The sequence below is a fragment of the Bradyrhizobium sp. CCGE-LA001 genome (genome assembly GCF_000296215.2).
Classification (GTDB): domain Bacteria; phylum Pseudomonadota; class Alphaproteobacteria; order Rhizobiales; family Xanthobacteraceae; genus Bradyrhizobium.
Genome location: NZ_CP013949.1, coordinates 4,854,191 through 4,870,081, shown reverse-complemented (window position 1 = coordinate 4,870,081; position 15,891 = coordinate 4,854,191). Strand labels below are relative to the sequence as shown.

Annotated in this window: 27 protein-coding genes; 26 read left to right on the top strand and 1 reads right to left on the bottom strand. The window is 63.6% G+C overall.

Annotated elements, in window-relative coordinates:
- The first annotated feature begins 88 nt into the window (after positions 1-88).
- The 26 genes from rplC (at position 89) to rplQ (ending at position 14,705) form a co-directional block, all read left to right on the top strand.
- A complete protein-coding gene (gene rplC, locus BCCGELA001_RS22745; protein ID WP_008549275.1) occupies positions 89-802 on the top strand; it encodes a 50S ribosomal protein L3 in 714 nt (237 codons plus the stop codon).
- A 1-nt stretch (position 803) separates the two neighbouring features.
- Positions 804-1,424 carry a 50S ribosomal protein L4 gene (rplD, locus tag BCCGELA001_RS22740; protein WP_018647243.1) on the top strand — a complete coding sequence of 207 codons (621 nt, stop codon included), beginning with the start codon at positions 804-806 and terminating at the stop codon, positions 1,422-1,424.
- A complete protein-coding gene (locus BCCGELA001_RS22735) occupies positions 1,421-1,723 on the top strand; it encodes a 50S ribosomal protein L23 (protein WP_008566601.1) in 303 nt (100 codons plus the stop codon). Before rplD ends, BCCGELA001_RS22735 begins: the two co-directional genes overlap by 4 nt.
- A gap of 12 nt (positions 1,724-1,735) precedes the next feature.
- Positions 1,736-2,569, top strand: a complete 834-nt coding sequence (gene rplB, locus BCCGELA001_RS22730; RefSeq protein WP_060736369.1) for a 50S ribosomal protein L2 — start codon at positions 1,736-1,738, stop codon at positions 2,567-2,569.
- A 12-nt stretch (positions 2,570-2,581) separates the two neighbouring features.
- Entirely contained in the window at positions 2,582-2,860 is a 279-nt protein-coding gene (gene rpsS / locus BCCGELA001_RS22725) for a 30S ribosomal protein S19 (RefSeq protein WP_007603021.1), read from the top strand.
- Between the two features lie 10 nt (positions 2,861-2,870).
- The gene (gene rplV / locus BCCGELA001_RS22720; protein ID WP_008549264.1) at positions 2,871-3,257 is read left to right on the top strand and encodes a 50S ribosomal protein L22; all 387 of its coding nucleotides are present in this window, start codon (positions 2,871-2,873) and stop codon (positions 3,255-3,257) included.
- A 17-nt stretch (positions 3,258-3,274) separates the two neighbouring features.
- Entirely contained in the window at positions 3,275-4,000 is a 726-nt protein-coding gene (gene rpsC / locus BCCGELA001_RS22715; RefSeq protein WP_060736368.1) for a 30S ribosomal protein S3, read from the top strand.
- Positions 4,001-4,030: 30 nt separating this feature from the next.
- Positions 4,031-4,444 carry a 50S ribosomal protein L16 gene (gene rplP / locus BCCGELA001_RS22710; RefSeq protein WP_008549252.1) on the top strand — a complete coding sequence of 138 codons (414 nt, stop codon included), beginning with the start codon at positions 4,031-4,033 and terminating at the stop codon, positions 4,442-4,444.
- Positions 4,445-4,449: 5 nt separating this feature from the next.
- On the top strand, positions 4,450-4,656 hold the full coding sequence (gene rpmC / locus BCCGELA001_RS22705) for a 50S ribosomal protein L29 (protein ID WP_011088144.1): 207 nt from the start codon (positions 4,450-4,452) through the stop codon (positions 4,654-4,656).
- Positions 4,657-4,669: 13 nt separating this feature from the next.
- The gene (gene rpsQ, locus BCCGELA001_RS22700; protein ID WP_008549247.1) at positions 4,670-4,918 is read left to right on the top strand and encodes a 30S ribosomal protein S17; all 249 of its coding nucleotides are present in this window, start codon (positions 4,670-4,672) and stop codon (positions 4,916-4,918) included.
- An 84-nt stretch (positions 4,919-5,002) separates the two neighbouring features.
- A complete protein-coding gene (gene rplN, locus BCCGELA001_RS22695) occupies positions 5,003-5,371 on the top strand; it encodes a 50S ribosomal protein L14 (RefSeq protein ID WP_008549246.1) in 369 nt (122 codons plus the stop codon).
- On the top strand, positions 5,371-5,685 hold the full coding sequence (gene rplX / locus BCCGELA001_RS22690) for a 50S ribosomal protein L24 (protein WP_008549245.1): 315 nt from the start codon (positions 5,371-5,373) through the stop codon (positions 5,683-5,685). Before rplN ends, rplX begins: the two co-directional genes overlap by 1 nt.
- The gene (gene rplE / locus BCCGELA001_RS22685; protein ID WP_008549243.1) at positions 5,678-6,235 is read left to right on the top strand and encodes a 50S ribosomal protein L5; all 558 of its coding nucleotides are present in this window, start codon (positions 5,678-5,680) and stop codon (positions 6,233-6,235) included. Before rplX ends, rplE begins: the two co-directional genes overlap by 8 nt.
- A 46-nt stretch (positions 6,236-6,281) precedes the next feature.
- Positions 6,282-6,587, top strand: coding sequence for a 30S ribosomal protein S14 (gene rpsN, locus BCCGELA001_RS22680; protein WP_060736367.1), 306 nt, complete (start codon positions 6,282-6,284; stop codon positions 6,585-6,587).
- Positions 6,588-6,601: 14 nt separating this feature from the next.
- Positions 6,602-7,000, top strand: coding sequence for a 30S ribosomal protein S8 (gene rpsH / locus BCCGELA001_RS22675; protein ID WP_008549240.1), 399 nt, complete (start codon positions 6,602-6,604; stop codon positions 6,998-7,000).
- Between the two features lie 16 nt (positions 7,001-7,016).
- Positions 7,017-7,550: a 50S ribosomal protein L6 gene (gene rplF / locus BCCGELA001_RS22670; protein ID WP_008549239.1), complete on the top strand. Its 534-nt coding sequence runs from the start codon at positions 7,017-7,019 to the stop codon at positions 7,548-7,550.
- Positions 7,551-7,561: 11 nt separating this feature from the next.
- Entirely contained in the window at positions 7,562-7,924 is a 363-nt protein-coding gene (gene rplR, locus BCCGELA001_RS22665; protein ID WP_008549238.1) for a 50S ribosomal protein L18, read from the top strand.
- A 44-nt stretch (positions 7,925-7,968) separates the two neighbouring features.
- On the top strand, positions 7,969-8,562 hold the full coding sequence (gene rpsE / locus BCCGELA001_RS22660; protein WP_008136332.1) for a 30S ribosomal protein S5: 594 nt from the start codon (positions 7,969-7,971) through the stop codon (positions 8,560-8,562).
- Between the two features lie 24 nt (positions 8,563-8,586).
- Positions 8,587-8,781: a 50S ribosomal protein L30 gene (gene rpmD / locus BCCGELA001_RS22655; protein ID WP_008549237.1), complete on the top strand. Its 195-nt coding sequence runs from the start codon at positions 8,587-8,589 to the stop codon at positions 8,779-8,781.
- A gap of 62 nt (positions 8,782-8,843) precedes the next feature.
- Positions 8,844-9,329 (top strand): 50S ribosomal protein L15, encoded by a 486-nt coding sequence (rplO, locus tag BCCGELA001_RS22650; protein WP_008549236.1) that lies wholly within the window; start codon positions 8,844-8,846, stop codon positions 9,327-9,329.
- 148 nt (positions 9,330-9,477) lie between these two features.
- Positions 9,478-10,809, top strand: coding sequence for a preprotein translocase subunit SecY (secY, locus tag BCCGELA001_RS22645; protein ID WP_008549235.1), 1,332 nt, complete (start codon positions 9,478-9,480; stop codon positions 10,807-10,809).
- A gap of 274 nt (positions 10,810-11,083) precedes the next feature.
- Positions 11,084-11,926, top strand: a complete 843-nt coding sequence (locus BCCGELA001_RS22640; protein WP_060736366.1) for an adenylate kinase — start codon at positions 11,084-11,086, stop codon at positions 11,924-11,926.
- Positions 11,927-12,110: 184 nt separating this feature from the next.
- Positions 12,111-12,479 (top strand): 30S ribosomal protein S13, encoded by a 369-nt coding sequence (gene rpsM, locus BCCGELA001_RS22635; RefSeq protein WP_008549231.1) that lies wholly within the window; start codon positions 12,111-12,113, stop codon positions 12,477-12,479.
- 132 nt (positions 12,480-12,611) lie between these two features.
- A complete protein-coding gene (gene rpsK / locus BCCGELA001_RS22630) occupies positions 12,612-13,001 on the top strand; it encodes a 30S ribosomal protein S11 (RefSeq protein WP_007603045.1) in 390 nt (129 codons plus the stop codon).
- Positions 13,002-13,114: 113 nt separating this feature from the next.
- Complete coding sequence (locus BCCGELA001_RS22625) at positions 13,115-14,146, top strand: DNA-directed RNA polymerase subunit alpha (protein ID WP_060736365.1); 1,032 nt, start codon at positions 13,115-13,117, stop codon at positions 14,144-14,146.
- Positions 14,147-14,288: 142 nt separating this feature from the next.
- Complete coding sequence (gene rplQ, locus BCCGELA001_RS22620) at positions 14,289-14,705, top strand: 50S ribosomal protein L17 (protein WP_008549227.1); 417 nt, start codon at positions 14,289-14,291, stop codon at positions 14,703-14,705.
- Positions 14,706-14,784: 79 nt separating this feature from the next.
- Here the strand turns inward: rplQ and BCCGELA001_RS22615 are convergent, their stop codons facing one another.
- Positions 14,785-15,762, bottom strand: coding sequence for a Bug family tripartite tricarboxylate transporter substrate binding protein (locus BCCGELA001_RS22615; RefSeq protein ID WP_008549226.1), 978 nt, complete (start codon positions 15,760-15,762; stop codon positions 14,785-14,787).
- Between the last annotated feature and the right edge of the window lie 129 nt (positions 15,763-15,891).

Below are 15,891 nucleotides of genomic sequence, written 5' to 3'. Positions count from 1 at the left end.
GAGAAGTGGGCACCGGTTCTCGGACCGGGTCTTGCTCACACCGAAGATTAGCTAGTCCGCAAGGACAGAAAGAACAGGAAGCAAGCCGATGCGCTCCGGAGTGATCGCACAAAAGGTCGGGATGACGCGGGTCTTCACAGAGGCCGGCGAACATATCCCCGTGACCGTGCTGAAGCTCGGCAATTGCCAGGTCGTAGGCCACCGCACCGAAGAGAAGAACGGTTACGTCGCGCTCCAGCTCGGTTCTGGCAGCCGCAAGACCGTTTACATGCCCAAGGCCGAGCGCGGTCAGTTCGCCGTCGCCAAGGTCGAGCCGAAGCGCCGGGTCGAGGAATTCCGCGTCACCGCGGATGCCATGATCCCGGTCGGCGCCGAGATCCAGGCCGATCACTTCGTCGTCGGCCAGTTCGTCGACGTCACCGGCACCTCGGTCGGTAAGGGTTTTGCGGGCGGCATGAAGCGTTGGAACTTCGGCGGTCTGCGCGCCACGCACGGTGTGTCGATCTCGCACCGCTCGATCGGTTCGACCGGCGGCCGTCAGGACCCCGGCAAGACCTGGAAGAACAAGAAGATGCCCGGCCACATGGGTGTCGATCGCATCACCACGCTCAACCTTCGCGTCGTTCAGACCGATGTCGAGCGCGGCCTGATCCTCGTCGAAGGTGCCGTTCCCGGCTCCAAGGGCGGCTGGATCCGCGTGCGCGATGCCGTCAAGAAGCCGCTGCCGAAGGAAGCTCCGAAGCCCGGCAAGTTCAAGGTTGCTGGCGACGCGGACGCCGCTCCGGCTGCGCAGGAGGCGTGAGATGGAACTGAAGGTCACCACCCTCGAAGGTAAGGAAGCCGGCTCTGTCCAGCTCTCCGACGCCATTTTCGGCCTGGAGCCGCGCGAGGACATCATCGCGCGCTGCGTGCAGTGGCAGCTCAACAAGCGCCAGGCCGGCACGCACAAGGCCAAGGGCCGCGCCGAGATCTGGCGCACCGGCAAGAAGATGTACAAGCAGAAGGGCACCGGCGGTGCTCGTCACGGCTCGGCACGCGTGCCGCAGTTCCGTGGCGGTGGCCGTGCCTTCGGTCCGGTGGTGCGTTCGCACGCCACTGACCTGCCGAAGAAGGTCCGCGCTCTTGCGCTGAAGCATGCGCTCTCGGCCAAGGCCAAGGACGGCGATCTGGTCGTGATCGAGAAGGCCGCGCTGGAAGCCGCCAAGACCAAGGCGCTGCTCGGTCACTTCTCGGGCCTCGGGCTCACCAACGCGCTGATCATCGACGGCGCCGAGCTCAACAACGGCTTTGCCGCCGCGGCCCGCAACATCCCGAACATGGACGTGCTGCCGATCCAGGGTATCAATGTCTATGACATCCTGCGCCGTCAGAAGCTCGTTCTGACCAAGGCCGCCATCGATGCGCTGGAGGCGCGCTTCAAATGACGAAGAACATCGAGCCTCGCCACTACGACGTGATTCTGTCGCCGGTCGTGACCGAAAAGGCGACGATCGCTTCGGAGCACAACAAGGTGCTGTTCAAGGTGGCTGCGAAGGCGACCAAGCCGCAGATCAAGGAAGCGATCGAGAAGCTGTTCGACGTCAAGGTCAAGAGCGTCAACACGCTGGTCCGTAAGGGCAAGGTCAAGGCCTTCCGCGGCAACATCGGTTCGCAGTCGAACACCAAGCGCGCGATCGTGACCCTCGAAGAGGGCCACCGGATCGACGTCACCACCGGTCTGTAAGGTCGTACGACGATGGCACTGAAGACATTCAATCCCACGACGCCGGGCCAGCGCCAGCTGGTCATGGTCGATCGTTCGGCCCTCTACAAGGGCAAGCCGCTGAAGGCGCTCACCGAGGGCAAGAAGTCCTCGGGCGGCCGCAACAACACCGGCCGCATCACCGTGCGCTTCCGCGGCGGCGGTCACAAGCAGACGCTGCGCACCGTCGACTTCAAGCGCGAGAAGGTCGACGTTCCCGCGACCGTCGAGCGGCTCGAATACGATCCGAACCGCACCGGCTTCATCGCCCTGATCAAGTATCAGGACGGCGAGCAGGCCTACATCCTGGCGCCGCAGCGCCTGGCCGTGGGTGACACCATCATCGCCGGCAACTATGTCGACGTGAAGCCGGGCAACGTCATGCCGCTCGGCAACATGCCGGTCGGCACGATCATCCACAACATCGAGGTCAAAATCGGGAAGGGCGGCCAGCTCGCTCGTTCCGCGGGCACCTACGCCCAGCTCGTCGGCCGCGACCAGGACTACGTGATCATCCGCCTGAACTCGGGCGAGCAGCGCCTGGTGCACGGCCGTTGCCGCGGCACGATCGGCGCGGTGTCGAACCCGGATCACATGAACACCTCGATCGGCAAGGCCGGCCGCAAGCGTTGGATGGGCCGCCGCCCGCATAACCGCGGTGTCGCGATGAACCCGATCGACCATCCGCACGGCGGTGGTGAAGGTCGTACCTCGGGCGGTCGCCACCCGGTCACTCCGTGGGGCAAGCCGACCAAGGGCAAGAAGACCCGCACCAACAAGTCGACCAACAAATTCATTCTCCTAAGCCGCCACAAGCGGAAGAAGTAAGGAACGCCGGACATGGTTCGTTCAGTCTGGAAAGGCCCGTTCGTCGAGGGTTCTCTGCTCAAGAAGGCAGATGCCGCCCGCTCGTCCGGCCGTCACGACGTCATCAAGATCTGGAGCCGTCGCTCGACGATCCTGCCGCAGTTCGTCGGCCTGACCTTCGGCGTCTACAACGGTCAGAAGCACGTGCCGGTGGCCGTCAACGAGGAAATGGTCGGTCACAAGTTCGGCGAGTTCTCGCCGACCCGGACCTTCCATGGCCACTCCGGCGACAAGAAAGCCAAGAAGGCTTGAGGATTAAACGATGAGCAAACCTAAGCGCGAACGGAGCCTCGCCGACAACGAGGCCAAGGCGGTCGCCCGGATGCTGCGGGTGAGCCCGCAGAAGCTCAACCTGGTCGCCCAGCTCATTCGCGGCCGGAAGGCGTCTGCCGCGCTCGCCGACCTGCAGTTTTCGCGCAAGCGGATCGCGGTCGACGTGAAGAAGTGCCTGGAATCGGCTATCGCCAATGCCGAGAACAACCACGACCTCGACGTCGACGATCTCGTCGTGGCGCAGGCCTTCGTCGGCAACGGTCTCGTGATGAAGCGCTTCGCCGCGCGCGGCCGTGGCCGTTCGGGCCGTGTCTACAAACCATTTTCGCAGCTGACGATCATCGTTCGTCAGGTCGAAGCCGAAGCAGCGGCTTAAGGGCGCAGGAGAACACGATGGGTCAAAAGATCAATCCGATCGGTCTGCGTCTCGGCATCAACCGGACCTGGGATTCCCGCTGGTTCGCCGGCAAGCAGGAATACGGCAAGCTGTTGCACGAGGACGTCAAGATTCGTGAGATCCTGCACAAGGAGCTCAAGCAGGCGGCCGTCGCCCGCATCGTAATCGAGCGTCCGCACAAGAAGTGCCGCGTCACCATCCACTCGGCCCGTCCGGGCGTGGTGATCGGCAAGAAGGGCGCCGACATCGACAAGCTGCGCAAGAAGGTCGCGGACATCACCTCGTCCGACGTCGTCATCAACATCGTCGAGATCCGCAAGCCGGAGCTCGACGCGACGCTGGTGGCCGAGTCGATCGCGCAGCAGCTCGAGCGCCGCGTGGCGTTCCGCCGCGCCATGAAGCGCGCCGTGCAGTCGGCGATGCGTCTCGGCGCGGAAGGCATCCGCATCAACTGCTCGGGACGTCTGGGCGGTGCGGAAATCGCGCGCATGGAGTGGTACCGCGAAGGCCGCGTGCCGCTGCACACCCTGCGCGCCGACATCGACTACGGCGTTGCGACCGCGTTCACGACCTTCGGCACCTGCGGCGTCAAGGTCTGGATCTTCAAGGGCGAGATCCTCGAGCACGATCCGATGGCCCAGGACAAGCGGATGGCCGAGGGCGACACCGGCGGCAGCAGCGATCGTGGCGGCCGTCAGCGCCGCGAGACGGCCGCAGCCTAAAGCCAGACAGGAATTTGAGGGCTTAAAGCCATGATGCAACCTAAGAAAACGAAGTTCCGGAAGGCGCATAAGGGCCGCATCCACGGCGTTGCGTCTTCGGGCGCGACGTTGGCGTTCGGCCAGTACGGCCTGAAGGCGACCGAGCCTGAGCGCGTCACCGCGCGCCAGATCGAAGCCGCCCGCCGCGCGCTGACCCGTCACATGAAGCGCGCCGGCCGCGTCTGGATCCGCGTGTTCCCCGACCTTCCGGTGTCGAAGAAGCCGGCCGAAGTCCGCATGGGCTCCGGCAAGGGTTCGCCGGAACTGTGGGTTGCGCGCGTCAAGCCGGGCCGGGTGCTGTTCGAGATCGACGGCGTCAACACCCAGACCGCGCGTGAGGCGCTGACCCTGGCGGCGGCCAAGCTGCCGATCAAGACGCGCTTCGTCGAGCGCATTGCGGAGTAATGGCCATGGCCCAGATGAAGATCGAAGACATCCGCGCGATGAGCCCCGACCAGCAGGATGACGCCATCCTGAACCTGAAGAAGGAGCGCTTTAATCTGCGCTTCCAGCGCGCCACCGGGCAGCTCGAGAACACCTCGCGCCTGCGCGAGGCTCGCCGTGACATCGCCCGGATCAAGACCGTCGCCGCGCAGACGCGCGCGAAGAAGAAGTAAGAGGCTTACGAAGATGCCGAAACGTACTTTGCAGGGCGTGGTCGTCAGCGACAAGCAAGCCAAGACCATCGTGGTGCGCGTCGATCGCCGCTTCACGCACCCGATCTACAAGAAGACGATCCGCCGTTCGAAGAACTATCACGCGCACGACGAGAGCAACCAGTTCAAGCCGGGCGACGTGGTGTGGATCGAGGAATCGAAGCCGATTTCGAAGTTGAAGCGCTGGGTCGTGATCCGGGGCGAGCACAAGAAAAGCGCCTGATCTGTTGGCCTTAGCCGACTGACTTCAGGGAAATGTTGAGCGCCGGCTGGGCTGGCGCAAATAGAAAGAGGACGAGGTGCATCAATGATTCAGATGCAGACCAACCTCGACGTGGCCGACAATTCTGGCGCACGCCGTGTCATGTGTATCAAGGTGCTCGGAGGCTCCAAGCGCCGCTACGCCACGATCGGCGACATCATCGTCGTCTCGATCAAGGAAGCCATTCCGCGTGGCAAGGTGAAGAAGGGCGACGTGATGAAAGCCGTCGTGGTGCGCGTCCGCAAGGACATCCGCCGCGCCGACGGTTCGGTCATCCGCTTCGACCGCAACGCCGCGGTCCTGATCAACAATCAGGCCGAGCCGGTCGGTACCCGTATCTTCGGGCCCGTGCCGCGCGAACTGCGCGCCAAGAACCACATGAAGATCATCTCGCTCGCGCCGGAGGTGCTGTGATGGCTGCGAAGATCCGCAAGGGCGACAAGGTCGTCGTGCTGACCGGTCGCGACAAGGGCCGCACCGGCGAAGTGTTCGAGGTTCGCCCCGACGCCGGCACGGCGCTCGTGCGCGGTATCAACGTGGTCAAGCGTCACCAGAAGCAGACGCAGGCCCAGGAGGGCGGCATCATCTCGAAAGAGGCGCCGATCCAACTGTCCAACATCGCGTATGTCGGCAAGGACGGAAAGCCGACCCGCGTCGGATTCAAGATTCTGGCGGACGGCAAGAAGGTCCGCATCGCCAAGAGCTCGGGAGCTGAGATCGATGGCTGAGGCCGCTTACACCCCGCGCCTGCGCGCGGAATACGATGCGAAGATCCGCACGTCGCTGACCGAGAAATTCGGTTACGAGAACGTCATGCAGGTTCCACGTCTGGACAAGGTCGTGCTGAACATGGGCGTTGGCGATTCCGTCAACGACCGCAAGAAGGCCGAGACCGCCGCCGCCGAATTGACCCAGATCGCCGGCCAGAAGGCGATCGTGACCTATTCGCGCATCGCGATCGCGACCTTCAAGCTGCGTGAGAACCAGCCGATCGGCTGCAAGGTCACGCTGCGCAAGGCCCGCATGTACGAGTTCATCGATCGCCTGGTGACGGTCGCGCTGCCGCGCGTCCGCGACTTCCGCGGCCTGAACCCGAAGAGCTTCGACGGCCGTGGCAACTACTCGCTCGGCATCAAGGAGCACATCATTTTCCCCGAGATCGACTTCGACAAGGTCACGGAAGCCCGCGGCATGGACATCACCGTCTGCACCACGGCCAAGACCGACGAAGAGGCGAGGGCCTTGTTGACCGCTTTCAATTTCCCGTTCCGGCAGTGAGATGCTGTCCTAAAGCCTCTCAAACGCGGATACCCAGGAGCCAAGCATGGCAAAGAAGAGTTCAGTCGAGAAGAACAACCGTCGCAAGCGGATGGTGAAGAACGCCGCCCCCAAGCGCGAGCGGTTGAAGGCGATCATCGCCGACAAGAAGCTGCCGATGGAAGAGCGCTTCGCTGCGACGTTGAAGCTGGCGGAAATGCCGCGCAACTCGTCCGCGACCCGTATCCGCCTGCGTTGCGAGTTGTCGGGCCGCCCGCGCTCGAACTACCGCAAGAACAAGCTGTCCCGTATCGCGCTGCGCGACCTTGGCTCCAAGGGCATGGTCCCGGGCCTCGTGAAGTCGAGCTGGTAAGGAGGGTCGTTTAGATGTCTACGCACGATCCAATCAGCGATCTGATCACCCGCATCCGCAACGCGCAGATGCGCTCCAAGACCAAGGTCTCCACGCCTGGCTCGAAGATGCGCGAGAACGTGCTCGAGGTCCTCAAGAGCGAGGGCTACATCCGCGGTTACGCCACGCTCGAGCATCCCTCGGGGCGCAGCGAGATCGAGATCGAGCTGAAATATTTCGACGGCGAGCCCGTCATCCGCGAGATCGAGCGGGTCTCCAAGCCTGGGCGTCGTGTCTACGCTTCGGTGAAGGCCCTGCCGCGGGTCAACAACGGGCTCGGCATTTCGGTGTTGTCGACGCCGAAGGGGATCATGGCCGACCACAGCGCGCGTGACGCGAATGTGGGCGGTGAAGTCCTCTTCACGGTGTTCTGAGAAGGATTTTTCATCCATGTCACGTGTTGGCAAAAGGCCTGTGGCGGTTCCGTCGGGTGTGACCGCGACCGTCGATGGGCAGACCGTCAAGATGAAGGGGCCCAAGGGCCAGCTTCAGTTCGTCGTCCATGACGAGGTCGAGGTGAAGCTCGAGAGCGGCCAGATCAAGGTCAAGCCGCGGGCCGAGACCAACCGCGCGCGGGCGCTGTACGGTACCGCTCGCGCTCAGGTCGCGAATCTGGTCGAAGGCGTCACCAAGGGCTTCGAGAAGAAGCTCGAGATCACCGGCGTCGGCTACCGCGCCGCGATGCAGGGCAAGAACCTCCAGCTCGCGCTCGGTTACAGCCACGACGTGGTCTATCCGATCCCGGAAGGGATCACGATCACTGTTCCGAAGCCGACCGAGATCACAGTGACCGGCAGCGACGTCCAGCGCGTCGGCCAGGTCGCCGCCGAGATCCGGGCCTATCGCCCGCCGGAGCCCTATAAGGGCAAGGGCGTGAAGTATGTTGGCGAATTCATCTTCCGCAAGGAAGGCAAGAAGAAGTAACGGAGCCGGTCATGTCCAAAGCCAAGGTTACGAATGCCCGGCGCAAGCGGAGTGTGCGGCTGAAGCTGCGCCGCTCCGGTGGTGGCCGTCCGCGTCTGTCGGTGTTCCGCTCGTCCAAGCACATCTACGCCCAGGTCATCGACGACCTGAAGGGCGAGACGCTGGCCTCTGCCTCTTCGCTAGAGAAGGCAATGCGGGACGGGGGCAAGACCGGCGCCGACATCGATGCGGCAAAGGCGGTCGGCAAGCTGCTGGCCGAGCGCGCTGCTGAAAAGGGTGTCAAGGAAGTCGTGTTCGATCGCGGCAGCTATCTCTATCACGGACGCGTCAAGGCTCTTGCCGACGCCGCGCGTGAGAGCGGGCTGAGCTTCTAACAGAATTTGAGGATTGAGGCGTAAGCCTCTGAAGGATTAGAAAAATGGCAGAACGCGAACAACGTGGTGGACGCGATCAGCGCGGCGGCGGACGCGAGCGCAAGGAGCGTGAAGAGCGCGACAGCGAGTTCGTGGACAAGCTCGTCCACATCAATCGCGTGGCCAAGGTCGTCAAGGGCGGCAAGCGTTTCGGTTTCGCAGCGCTGGTCGTGATCGGCGATCAGAAGGGCCGCGCCGGCTTCGGTCACGGCAAGGCCCGCGAAGTCCCTGAGGCGATCCGCAAGGCGACGGAGTCGGCCAAGCGCAACCTGACCCGCGTCTCGCTGCGCGAGGGCCGCACGCTCCATCACGACATCGCCGGCCGTCACGGCGCGGGCCGTGTCTACCTGCGTGCTGCCCCGGCCGGTACCGGCATCATCGCCGGCGGCCCGATGCGCGCCGTGTTCGAGACGCTCGGCGTCCAGGACGTGGTGGCGAAGTCGATCGGCTCGTCGAACCCGTACAACATGGTTCGCGCAACCTTCGACGCGCTGAAGCATCAGGATTCGCCGCGCTCGGTCGCTGCCCGCCGCAACATCAAGGTGTCCACTCTGCAGTCCCGTCGTATCGGCGGCGATGCCGAGGCGGCTGCCGACTAACGGAAGCTTTCGGAGTAGACTCCCATGGCCAAGGCCGAAAAGACGATCAAGCTCGAGCAGACCGGCAGCGCGATCCGCCGCCATCACTCGCAGCGCTCGACGCTGATCGGGCTCAAGCTCAACAAGATCGGCCGCACCAGCGAACTGCCGGACACCCCGGCCGTCCGCGGCATGATCGAGAAGGTTCACCATCTCGTCCGCATCGTCGACGAGAAGTAAGAAACGGCGCGCGATCCCGGTTTCCCGGTGACGATCGTGCGCATGACACAAGGAGAAGGGCGATGAAGCTCAGCGATATCGCCGACAACGCCGGCTCGCGCAAGAAGCGCATGCGCGTCGGCCGCGGCATCGGTTCGGGCAAGGGCAAGCAGTCCGGCCGCGGCGGCAAGGGCCAGACCGCGCGTTCGGGCGTGCGCATCAAGGGTTTCGAAGGCGGCCAGATGCCGATGCATCGCCGTCTGCCCAAGCGCGGCTTCAACAACATCTTCCGCGTCGAGTTCGCCGAGATCAATCTCGACCGGCTCCAGGAAGCGGTCGATGCCAAGAAGATCGACGCCGGCAGCGTCGTGAACGTCGAGGCCCTGGTGAAGGGCGGCGTGCTGCGCCGCGCCAAGGCCGGCCTGCGGCTGCTCGGCCGCGGCGAGCTCAAGTCCAAGCTCAACATCGAAGTGCATGGCGCCTCCAAGACCGCGATCGCGGCGGTCGAGAAGGCCGGCGGTTCGGTCAAGATCCTCGCCCCTGCCAAGGAAGAAGGCGAGGCGGCGTAACAACTGCGTCATTGGCCCGCGCCTCGCGGGCCTTTACGCAGGCGGGACGTGGACTTATCGAAGCCGAGCCCCAGATAATGTCCGGCGTCCGCTAAAGTAGCCCGGCCGCGGGCATGACGGCGCAACAGGCGGCGGGAGAAAGTCCAAGATGGTCTCTGCAGCGGAACAACTGGCAGCCAATCTCAATTTCGGCGCGTTTGCCAAGGCCGACGAACTGAAGAAGCGCATCTGGTTCACCCTGGGTGCGCTGCTCGTTTATCGGCTCGGGACCTACATCCCGCTGCCAGGCATCGATCCCAACATCTGGGAGCAGGTGTTCCGCTCCCAGGCGGGCGGCATCCTCGGCATGTTCAACATGTTCGCCGGCGGCGGCATCCACCGCATGGCGATCTTCGCGCTGAACATCATGCCGTACATCTCGGCCTCGATCATCATCCAGCTCCTGACCACCGTCTCGCCGCAGCTCGAGGCGCTGAAGAAGGAGGGCGAGGCTGGCCGCAAGACTCTGAACCAGTACACCCGCTATCTCACGGTGATCCTGGCCGCGTTCCAGTCCTACGGCATCGCGGTGGGCCTCGAAGGCGCCGGCAACGTCGTCAGCGAGCCCGGCATGTTCTTCCGCCTGTCCACGGCGATCACGCTGACCGGCGGCACCATGTTCCTGATGTGGCTGGGCGAGCAGATCACCTCGCGCGGCATCGGCAACGGCATCTCGTTGATCATTCTCGCCGGCATCGTCGCCGAACTGCCCGCAGCGCTCGCCAACATGCTCGAGCTCGGCCGTCAGGGCGCGATGTCGACCGGTCTGATCCTGATCGTCATCATCATGGCCGTCGTCGTGATCGCCTTCATCGTGTTCATGGAGCGCGCCCAGCGCCGTCTGCTGATCCAGTATCCGAAGCGCCAGGTCGGCAACAAGATGTTCGAGGGCCAGTCCTCGCATCTGCCGCTCAAGCTCAACACCTCGGGCGTGATCCCGCCGATCTTCGCATCCTCGCTGCTGCTGCTGCCGACGACGGTTGCGAACTTCAATTCGGGCAGCGGCCCGGAATGGTTCCAGTGGATCAACACCCAGCTCGGCCACGGCCGTCCGCTGTTCCTGATCATGTATCTGGCGCTGATCGTGTTCTTCGCGTTCTTCTACACCGCGATCGTGTTCAACCCGACCGAGACCGCCGACAATCTGAAGAAGCATGGCGGCTTCATTCCGGGAATCCGCCCCGGCGAGCGCACGGCCGAATACATCGACTACGTGCTGTCGCGCATCACGGTGCTAGGCGCGATCTATCTCGCGATCGTCTGCTTGATTCCGGAAATCCTGATCTCCTACGCCTCGGTGCCGTTCTACTTCGGCGGCACCTCGCTGCTGATCGTGGTCAGCGTCACCATGGATACGGTGGCGCAGGTGCAGGGCTATCTGCTGGCGCACCAGTACGAGGGCCTGATCCGGAAGTCGAAGCTGCGCGGCCGCCGCCGCTGAACGCGGCGTCCTCGAGGGACGTCGCAGCTGCGTCACCGATTCGTCGCGCGAGCAAACCGCGGCGTTCGAAGATGCGACCAGTCGGCCGTTCGGCGCACCGACAGAGCTGCTGCGGTGGCGACGCAATCACTGATTTCAAAGGCCTTCTTGGCGTCCGCGCATTCGCTCCCCTATGATAGGGTAGCGGTGCGGCGCTGATTGTGGTTTGCACTGTTCTTGATCTTCAAACGCAGGTGCGCGACGTATCGCTCACCAATCCGGGGGGCGTACGCCGATGAGAATTATACTTCTGGGACCGCCGGGGTCGGGCAAGGGGACCCAGGCGCAGCTCTTGGTGCAGCGCTATGGCATCGTCCAGCTCTCGACCGGCGAGATGCTGCGCGCGGCCGTTGCGGCGGGAACGCCGGTCGGGCTGAAGGCCAAGGAGATCATGGCGAGCGGCGGCCTCGTGCCGGACGACGTCGTGGTCGGAATCATCTCAGACCGCATCGACCAGCCGGACGCCAGGAACGGTTTCATCCTCGACGGTTTTCCGCGCACCGTGCCGCAGGCCGAGGCGCTGGATGAGCTGTTGAGGCGCAAGCACCTCAAGCTCGATGCCGTCATCGAGCTTCGTGTCAACGAGAGTGCGCTCCTGAACCGCGTCGAGACCCGCGTCGCCCAGATGCGCGAGCGCGGAGAGGAGGTCCGGGTCGACGACACTCCGGAGGTCCTGACCAAGCGGCTCGCCAGCTACCGCAGCCAGACGGAACCGCTGATTCATTATTATTCCGAGCGGCGGAAGCTTTCGACCATCGACGGCATGATGGCCATCGACGAGGTCACCCGCGCTATCCACCGCCAGCTGCTGGCGCTGGGCGCGGTGGAACCCAAGACGCATGCTCGCAGCGCGGCCAAGGCGGCGCCGGCCAAGAAGGCCAAGGCGGGCAAGAAGGCCAAAAAGTCGGCCAAAACGGCGAAGAAATCCGCCAAACCGGCAAAAAAGGCCGCCAAGAAGGCCGTGAAGGGTGCCAAGAAGGCACCCAGGAAAGCGGCCAAAAAGACCGCCGGGAGGGCCGTCAAAAAGGGTGCCAGGAAGGCTGCAAAAAAGGTCACGAAAAAGCGAGCCAAACGCTAGCAGCGGTTGACGAAAGCACCTGGAATCCCCTAATAAGCCCCGCATCCAAGTCGGATAGTTTCAGACGATGCCGGGCCCCAGGAAGACCGGGGGTGGGCGTCGTGTTCGCGTTTGTGAACACCTGCCCGAGAACACAAGCACTTAAGCCCGGTCCTGACGAGGATCGGCGACAGGAGAGAAGGCCGTGGCCCGTATTGCCGGCGTGAACATTCCCACCAACAAGCGCGTGCTGATCGCGCTCCAGTACATCCATGGCATCGGTCAGAAGATCGCCGGTGAGATCTTGGAGAAGGTGAAGATCCCCGTGGATCGTCGCGTCAATCAGCTCAGCGACGCCGAAGTGCTCCAGATCCGCGAAGTGATCGACCGCGACTATCTCGTCGAGGGCGACCTGCGTCGCGAGGTCGGCATCAACATCAAGCGTCTGATGGACCTCGGCTGCTATCGCGGCCTGCGTCATCGTCGTGGTCTGCCGGTGCGCGGCCAGCGTACCCACACCAATGCGCGTACGCGCAAGGGGCCGGCCAAGGCCATCGCCGGCAAGAAGAAGTAAACTGGCGGATCGGGAGTGGCGAATGGCGAGTAGGGGAGCTTCCCTATTCGCCATTCGCTACTCGTTATTCGCTTCCACAGGTGTAGCCGCTGGCATTACGGCGGCGTTTGATATCTCCAGGAAAGGTACTCTATGGGCAAGGAAGCCACCCGCGTTCGTCGTCGTGAGCGCAAGAACATCGCCTCCGGCGTCGCGCACGTGAACTCGTCGTTCAACAATACCACGATCACCATCACCGACGCGCAGGGCAACACGATTGCCTGGTCCTCCGCCGGCACGATGGGCTTCAAGGGCTCGCGCAAGTCGACCCCGTATGCCGCGCAGGTCGCCGCGGAAGACGTCTCGAAGAAGGCGCAGGAGCATGGGATGCGCACGCTGGAAGTCGAAGTCGCCGGTCCCGGTTCGGGCCGCGAGTCCGCACTCCGTGCCCTCCAGGCCGCGGGCTTCACCGTCACCTCGATCCGTGACGTGACCACGATCCCGCACAACGGTTGCCGTCCCCGCAAGCGTCGGCGCGTTTGATACGACATTGCGGGCGCATCGGCGCCCGCGATGACTTTTCAAAAGAAGCCGCGGGAATGCTCTGCGGCCTTTCTCCAACGCCAGTATTTGAACTGTCAAATTGACTGGCCTGTATGGGTGAAACAGTGACGATCCAGAAAAATTGGCAAGAACTGATTCGGCCGAACAAGCTCCAGGTGACCCCCGGCAGCGATCCCTCGCGTTTCGCGACCATCGTCGCCGAGCCGCTCGAGCGCGGCTTCGGCCAGACCCTCGGCAATGCGCTGCGCCGCATCCTGCTCTCCTCGCTCCAGGGCGCGGCGGTGCAGTCGGTGCACATCGACGGCGTGCTGCACGAGTTCTCCTCGATCGCGGGCGTCCGTGAGGACGTCACCGACATCGTGCTGAACATCAAGGACATCTCGATCAAGATGCAGGGCGAAGGCCCCAAGCGCATGGTCGTGAAGAAGCAGGGCCCGGGCGTCGTCACCGCCGGCGACATCCAGACCGTCGGCGACGTCACCGTCCTCAATCCGGACCTGCAGATATGCACCCTCGACGAGGGCGCCGAGATCCGCATGGAGTTCACGGTCTCGACCGGCAAGGGCTACGTGCCCGCCGAGCGTAACCGTCCCGAGGACGCGCCGATCGGTCTGATCCCGGTCGACAGCCTGTACTCGCCGGTCCGCAAGGTCTCCTACAAGGTCGAGAACACCCGCGAGGGCCAGATTCTCGACTACGACAAGCTGACCATGACGATCGAAACCAACGGCGCGATCTCGCCGGATGACTCGGTGGCCTATGCCGCCCGCATCCTCCAGGACCAGCTCAATGTGTTCGTCAATTTCGAAGAGCCGCGCAAGGAAGTCGCCCAGGAGATCATCCCGGACCTCGCCTTCAACCCGGCCTTCCTCAAGAAGGTGGACGAGCTCGAGCTGTCGGTGCGTTCGGCCAACTGCCTGAAGAACGACAACATCGTCTATATCGGCGACCTCGTGCAGAAGAGCGAAGCCGAAATGCTCCGCACTCCGAACTTCGGCCGCAAGTCGCTGAACGAGATCAAGGAAGTGCTGGCCCAGATGGGTCTGCATCTCGGTATGGAAGTGCCGGGCTGGCCGCCGGAGAACATCGACGAGCTCGCCAAGCGCTTCGAGGATCACTACTGAGTTGGCGAATGGGGAGTGGCGAATAGCGAGTACATCTCGCTAATCGCCATTCACTACCCGCTGCTAGGGCGAACGCAGGCAGCCCACCTGAGCAACATGTCCGACGAACCGTCGCGGCAGTTTTTACGTAAGGACTACACACATGCGTCACGGCAAGGTTCATCGGAAGCTCAACCGCACGGCCGAGCACCGCAAGGCGATGTTCGCCAACATGGCGGCCGCACTGATCAAGCACGAGCAGATCGTCACCACGCTGCCCAAGGCCAAGGAGCTTCGCCCGATCGTCGAGAAGCTCGTCACCCTCGGCAAGAAGGGCGGCCTGTCGATGCGCCGCCAAGCGATCTCCGAGATGCGCGACAAGGATCAGGTCAAGAAGCTGTTTGACGTCCTGGCCACCCGCTACAAGGATCGCCAGGGCGGTTACACCCGCATCATCAAGGCGGGCTTCCGCTACGGCGACAACGCCGCGATGGCCGTGATCGAGTTCGTCGATCGCGACGTCGATGCCAAGGGCCAGGACTCCGGTCCGGTGCAGGAGAAGGAAGCCGAGGCGGCGTAAGCCACCCGTCAAGTTGTGAATTGAAAACGGCGCCCTTGGGCGCCGTTTTTGTTTCCGGGAACAGGGCGCGTCGGGAGGACTACTCCTCCTTGATCCCCGCCTTTTGCGCGATCTCCTTCATTTCGGCGGTCTCCTTGCCGATCGCGCTCGGCCAGTCGCCGTATCGCTTGAAGCCGGGCTCGAAGCCGACCGCGGCGAAGCGTTCGGCCACGGACGGGTTGTTGATCATCTCCTCCAGGGCCGCCTTCAGCTTGTCACGAACGGCCGGTGGCAGGCCCTTGGGGGCGACCACGGCGCCCCATGAGGCGAAGTCGATGTTGCCGTAGCCGAGCTCGGCGAGCGTCGGCACGTCGGGCAGGAACGGCGTGCGTTTGGCCGAGAACACGGCGAGCACCTTGACGGTGCCGGCCTCGATCTGCGGCTTGACGGCAATGACCGTGTCGACGTGATATTGGATGTGCTTGCCGATCAGGTCGTTCATCGCCGGAGCGCTGCCCTTGTAGGGTAGGTGCACCATCTTGATTCCGGCGCCTGACTTGAACAGCTCGCCTGCAAAATGCGAGACGGTCGCAACGCCGAAGGACGCCAGCGACAGCTTGTCGGGATTGGCCTTCGCCTCAGTGACGAGCGCAGCCACGTCCTTGATCGGATTGTCCTTGTAGGTGACCAGCGCCAGCGTGATCTTGCCGACCTGGCCGAGCGACTCGAAATCCTTGGCCGCATCGTAAGGCACGCTTTCCTTCACGGCCGCCGGCAGCGTGAAGCTCGAATTCGAGCTGAAGAACAGGGTGTATCCGTCGGGTGCCGCGCGTGCGGCCTCCTTTGCCGCGATCGTGGTGCCGCCCCCGGGACGGTTCATGATGATCACGGGCTTGCCGAGCCGGGTCTCCAGTTCGCCGCCGATGATGCGTGCGACCACGTCGGAGGCGCCGCCGGGCGGGAAGGGGACGATCAGTTGCAGCGGTTTTTCGGGATAGGCTGCTTGCGCCTGCGCGAGCGAATGGCTGCTGATCAGACCGAGCAACCCGAGCGCAACAGTGAGGGCCGTCCTTTTCATCGCATGAATCTTTCTTGTTCACGTGAGCATTCGAAGTTCGGTCCGACGTAGCAATAATCGTTCCAGCAGCAATCGAGACAGGGCTGGGCGAGGCCACCGCGCCGGAGCAGTTCTCCTTGTCTCACTGAT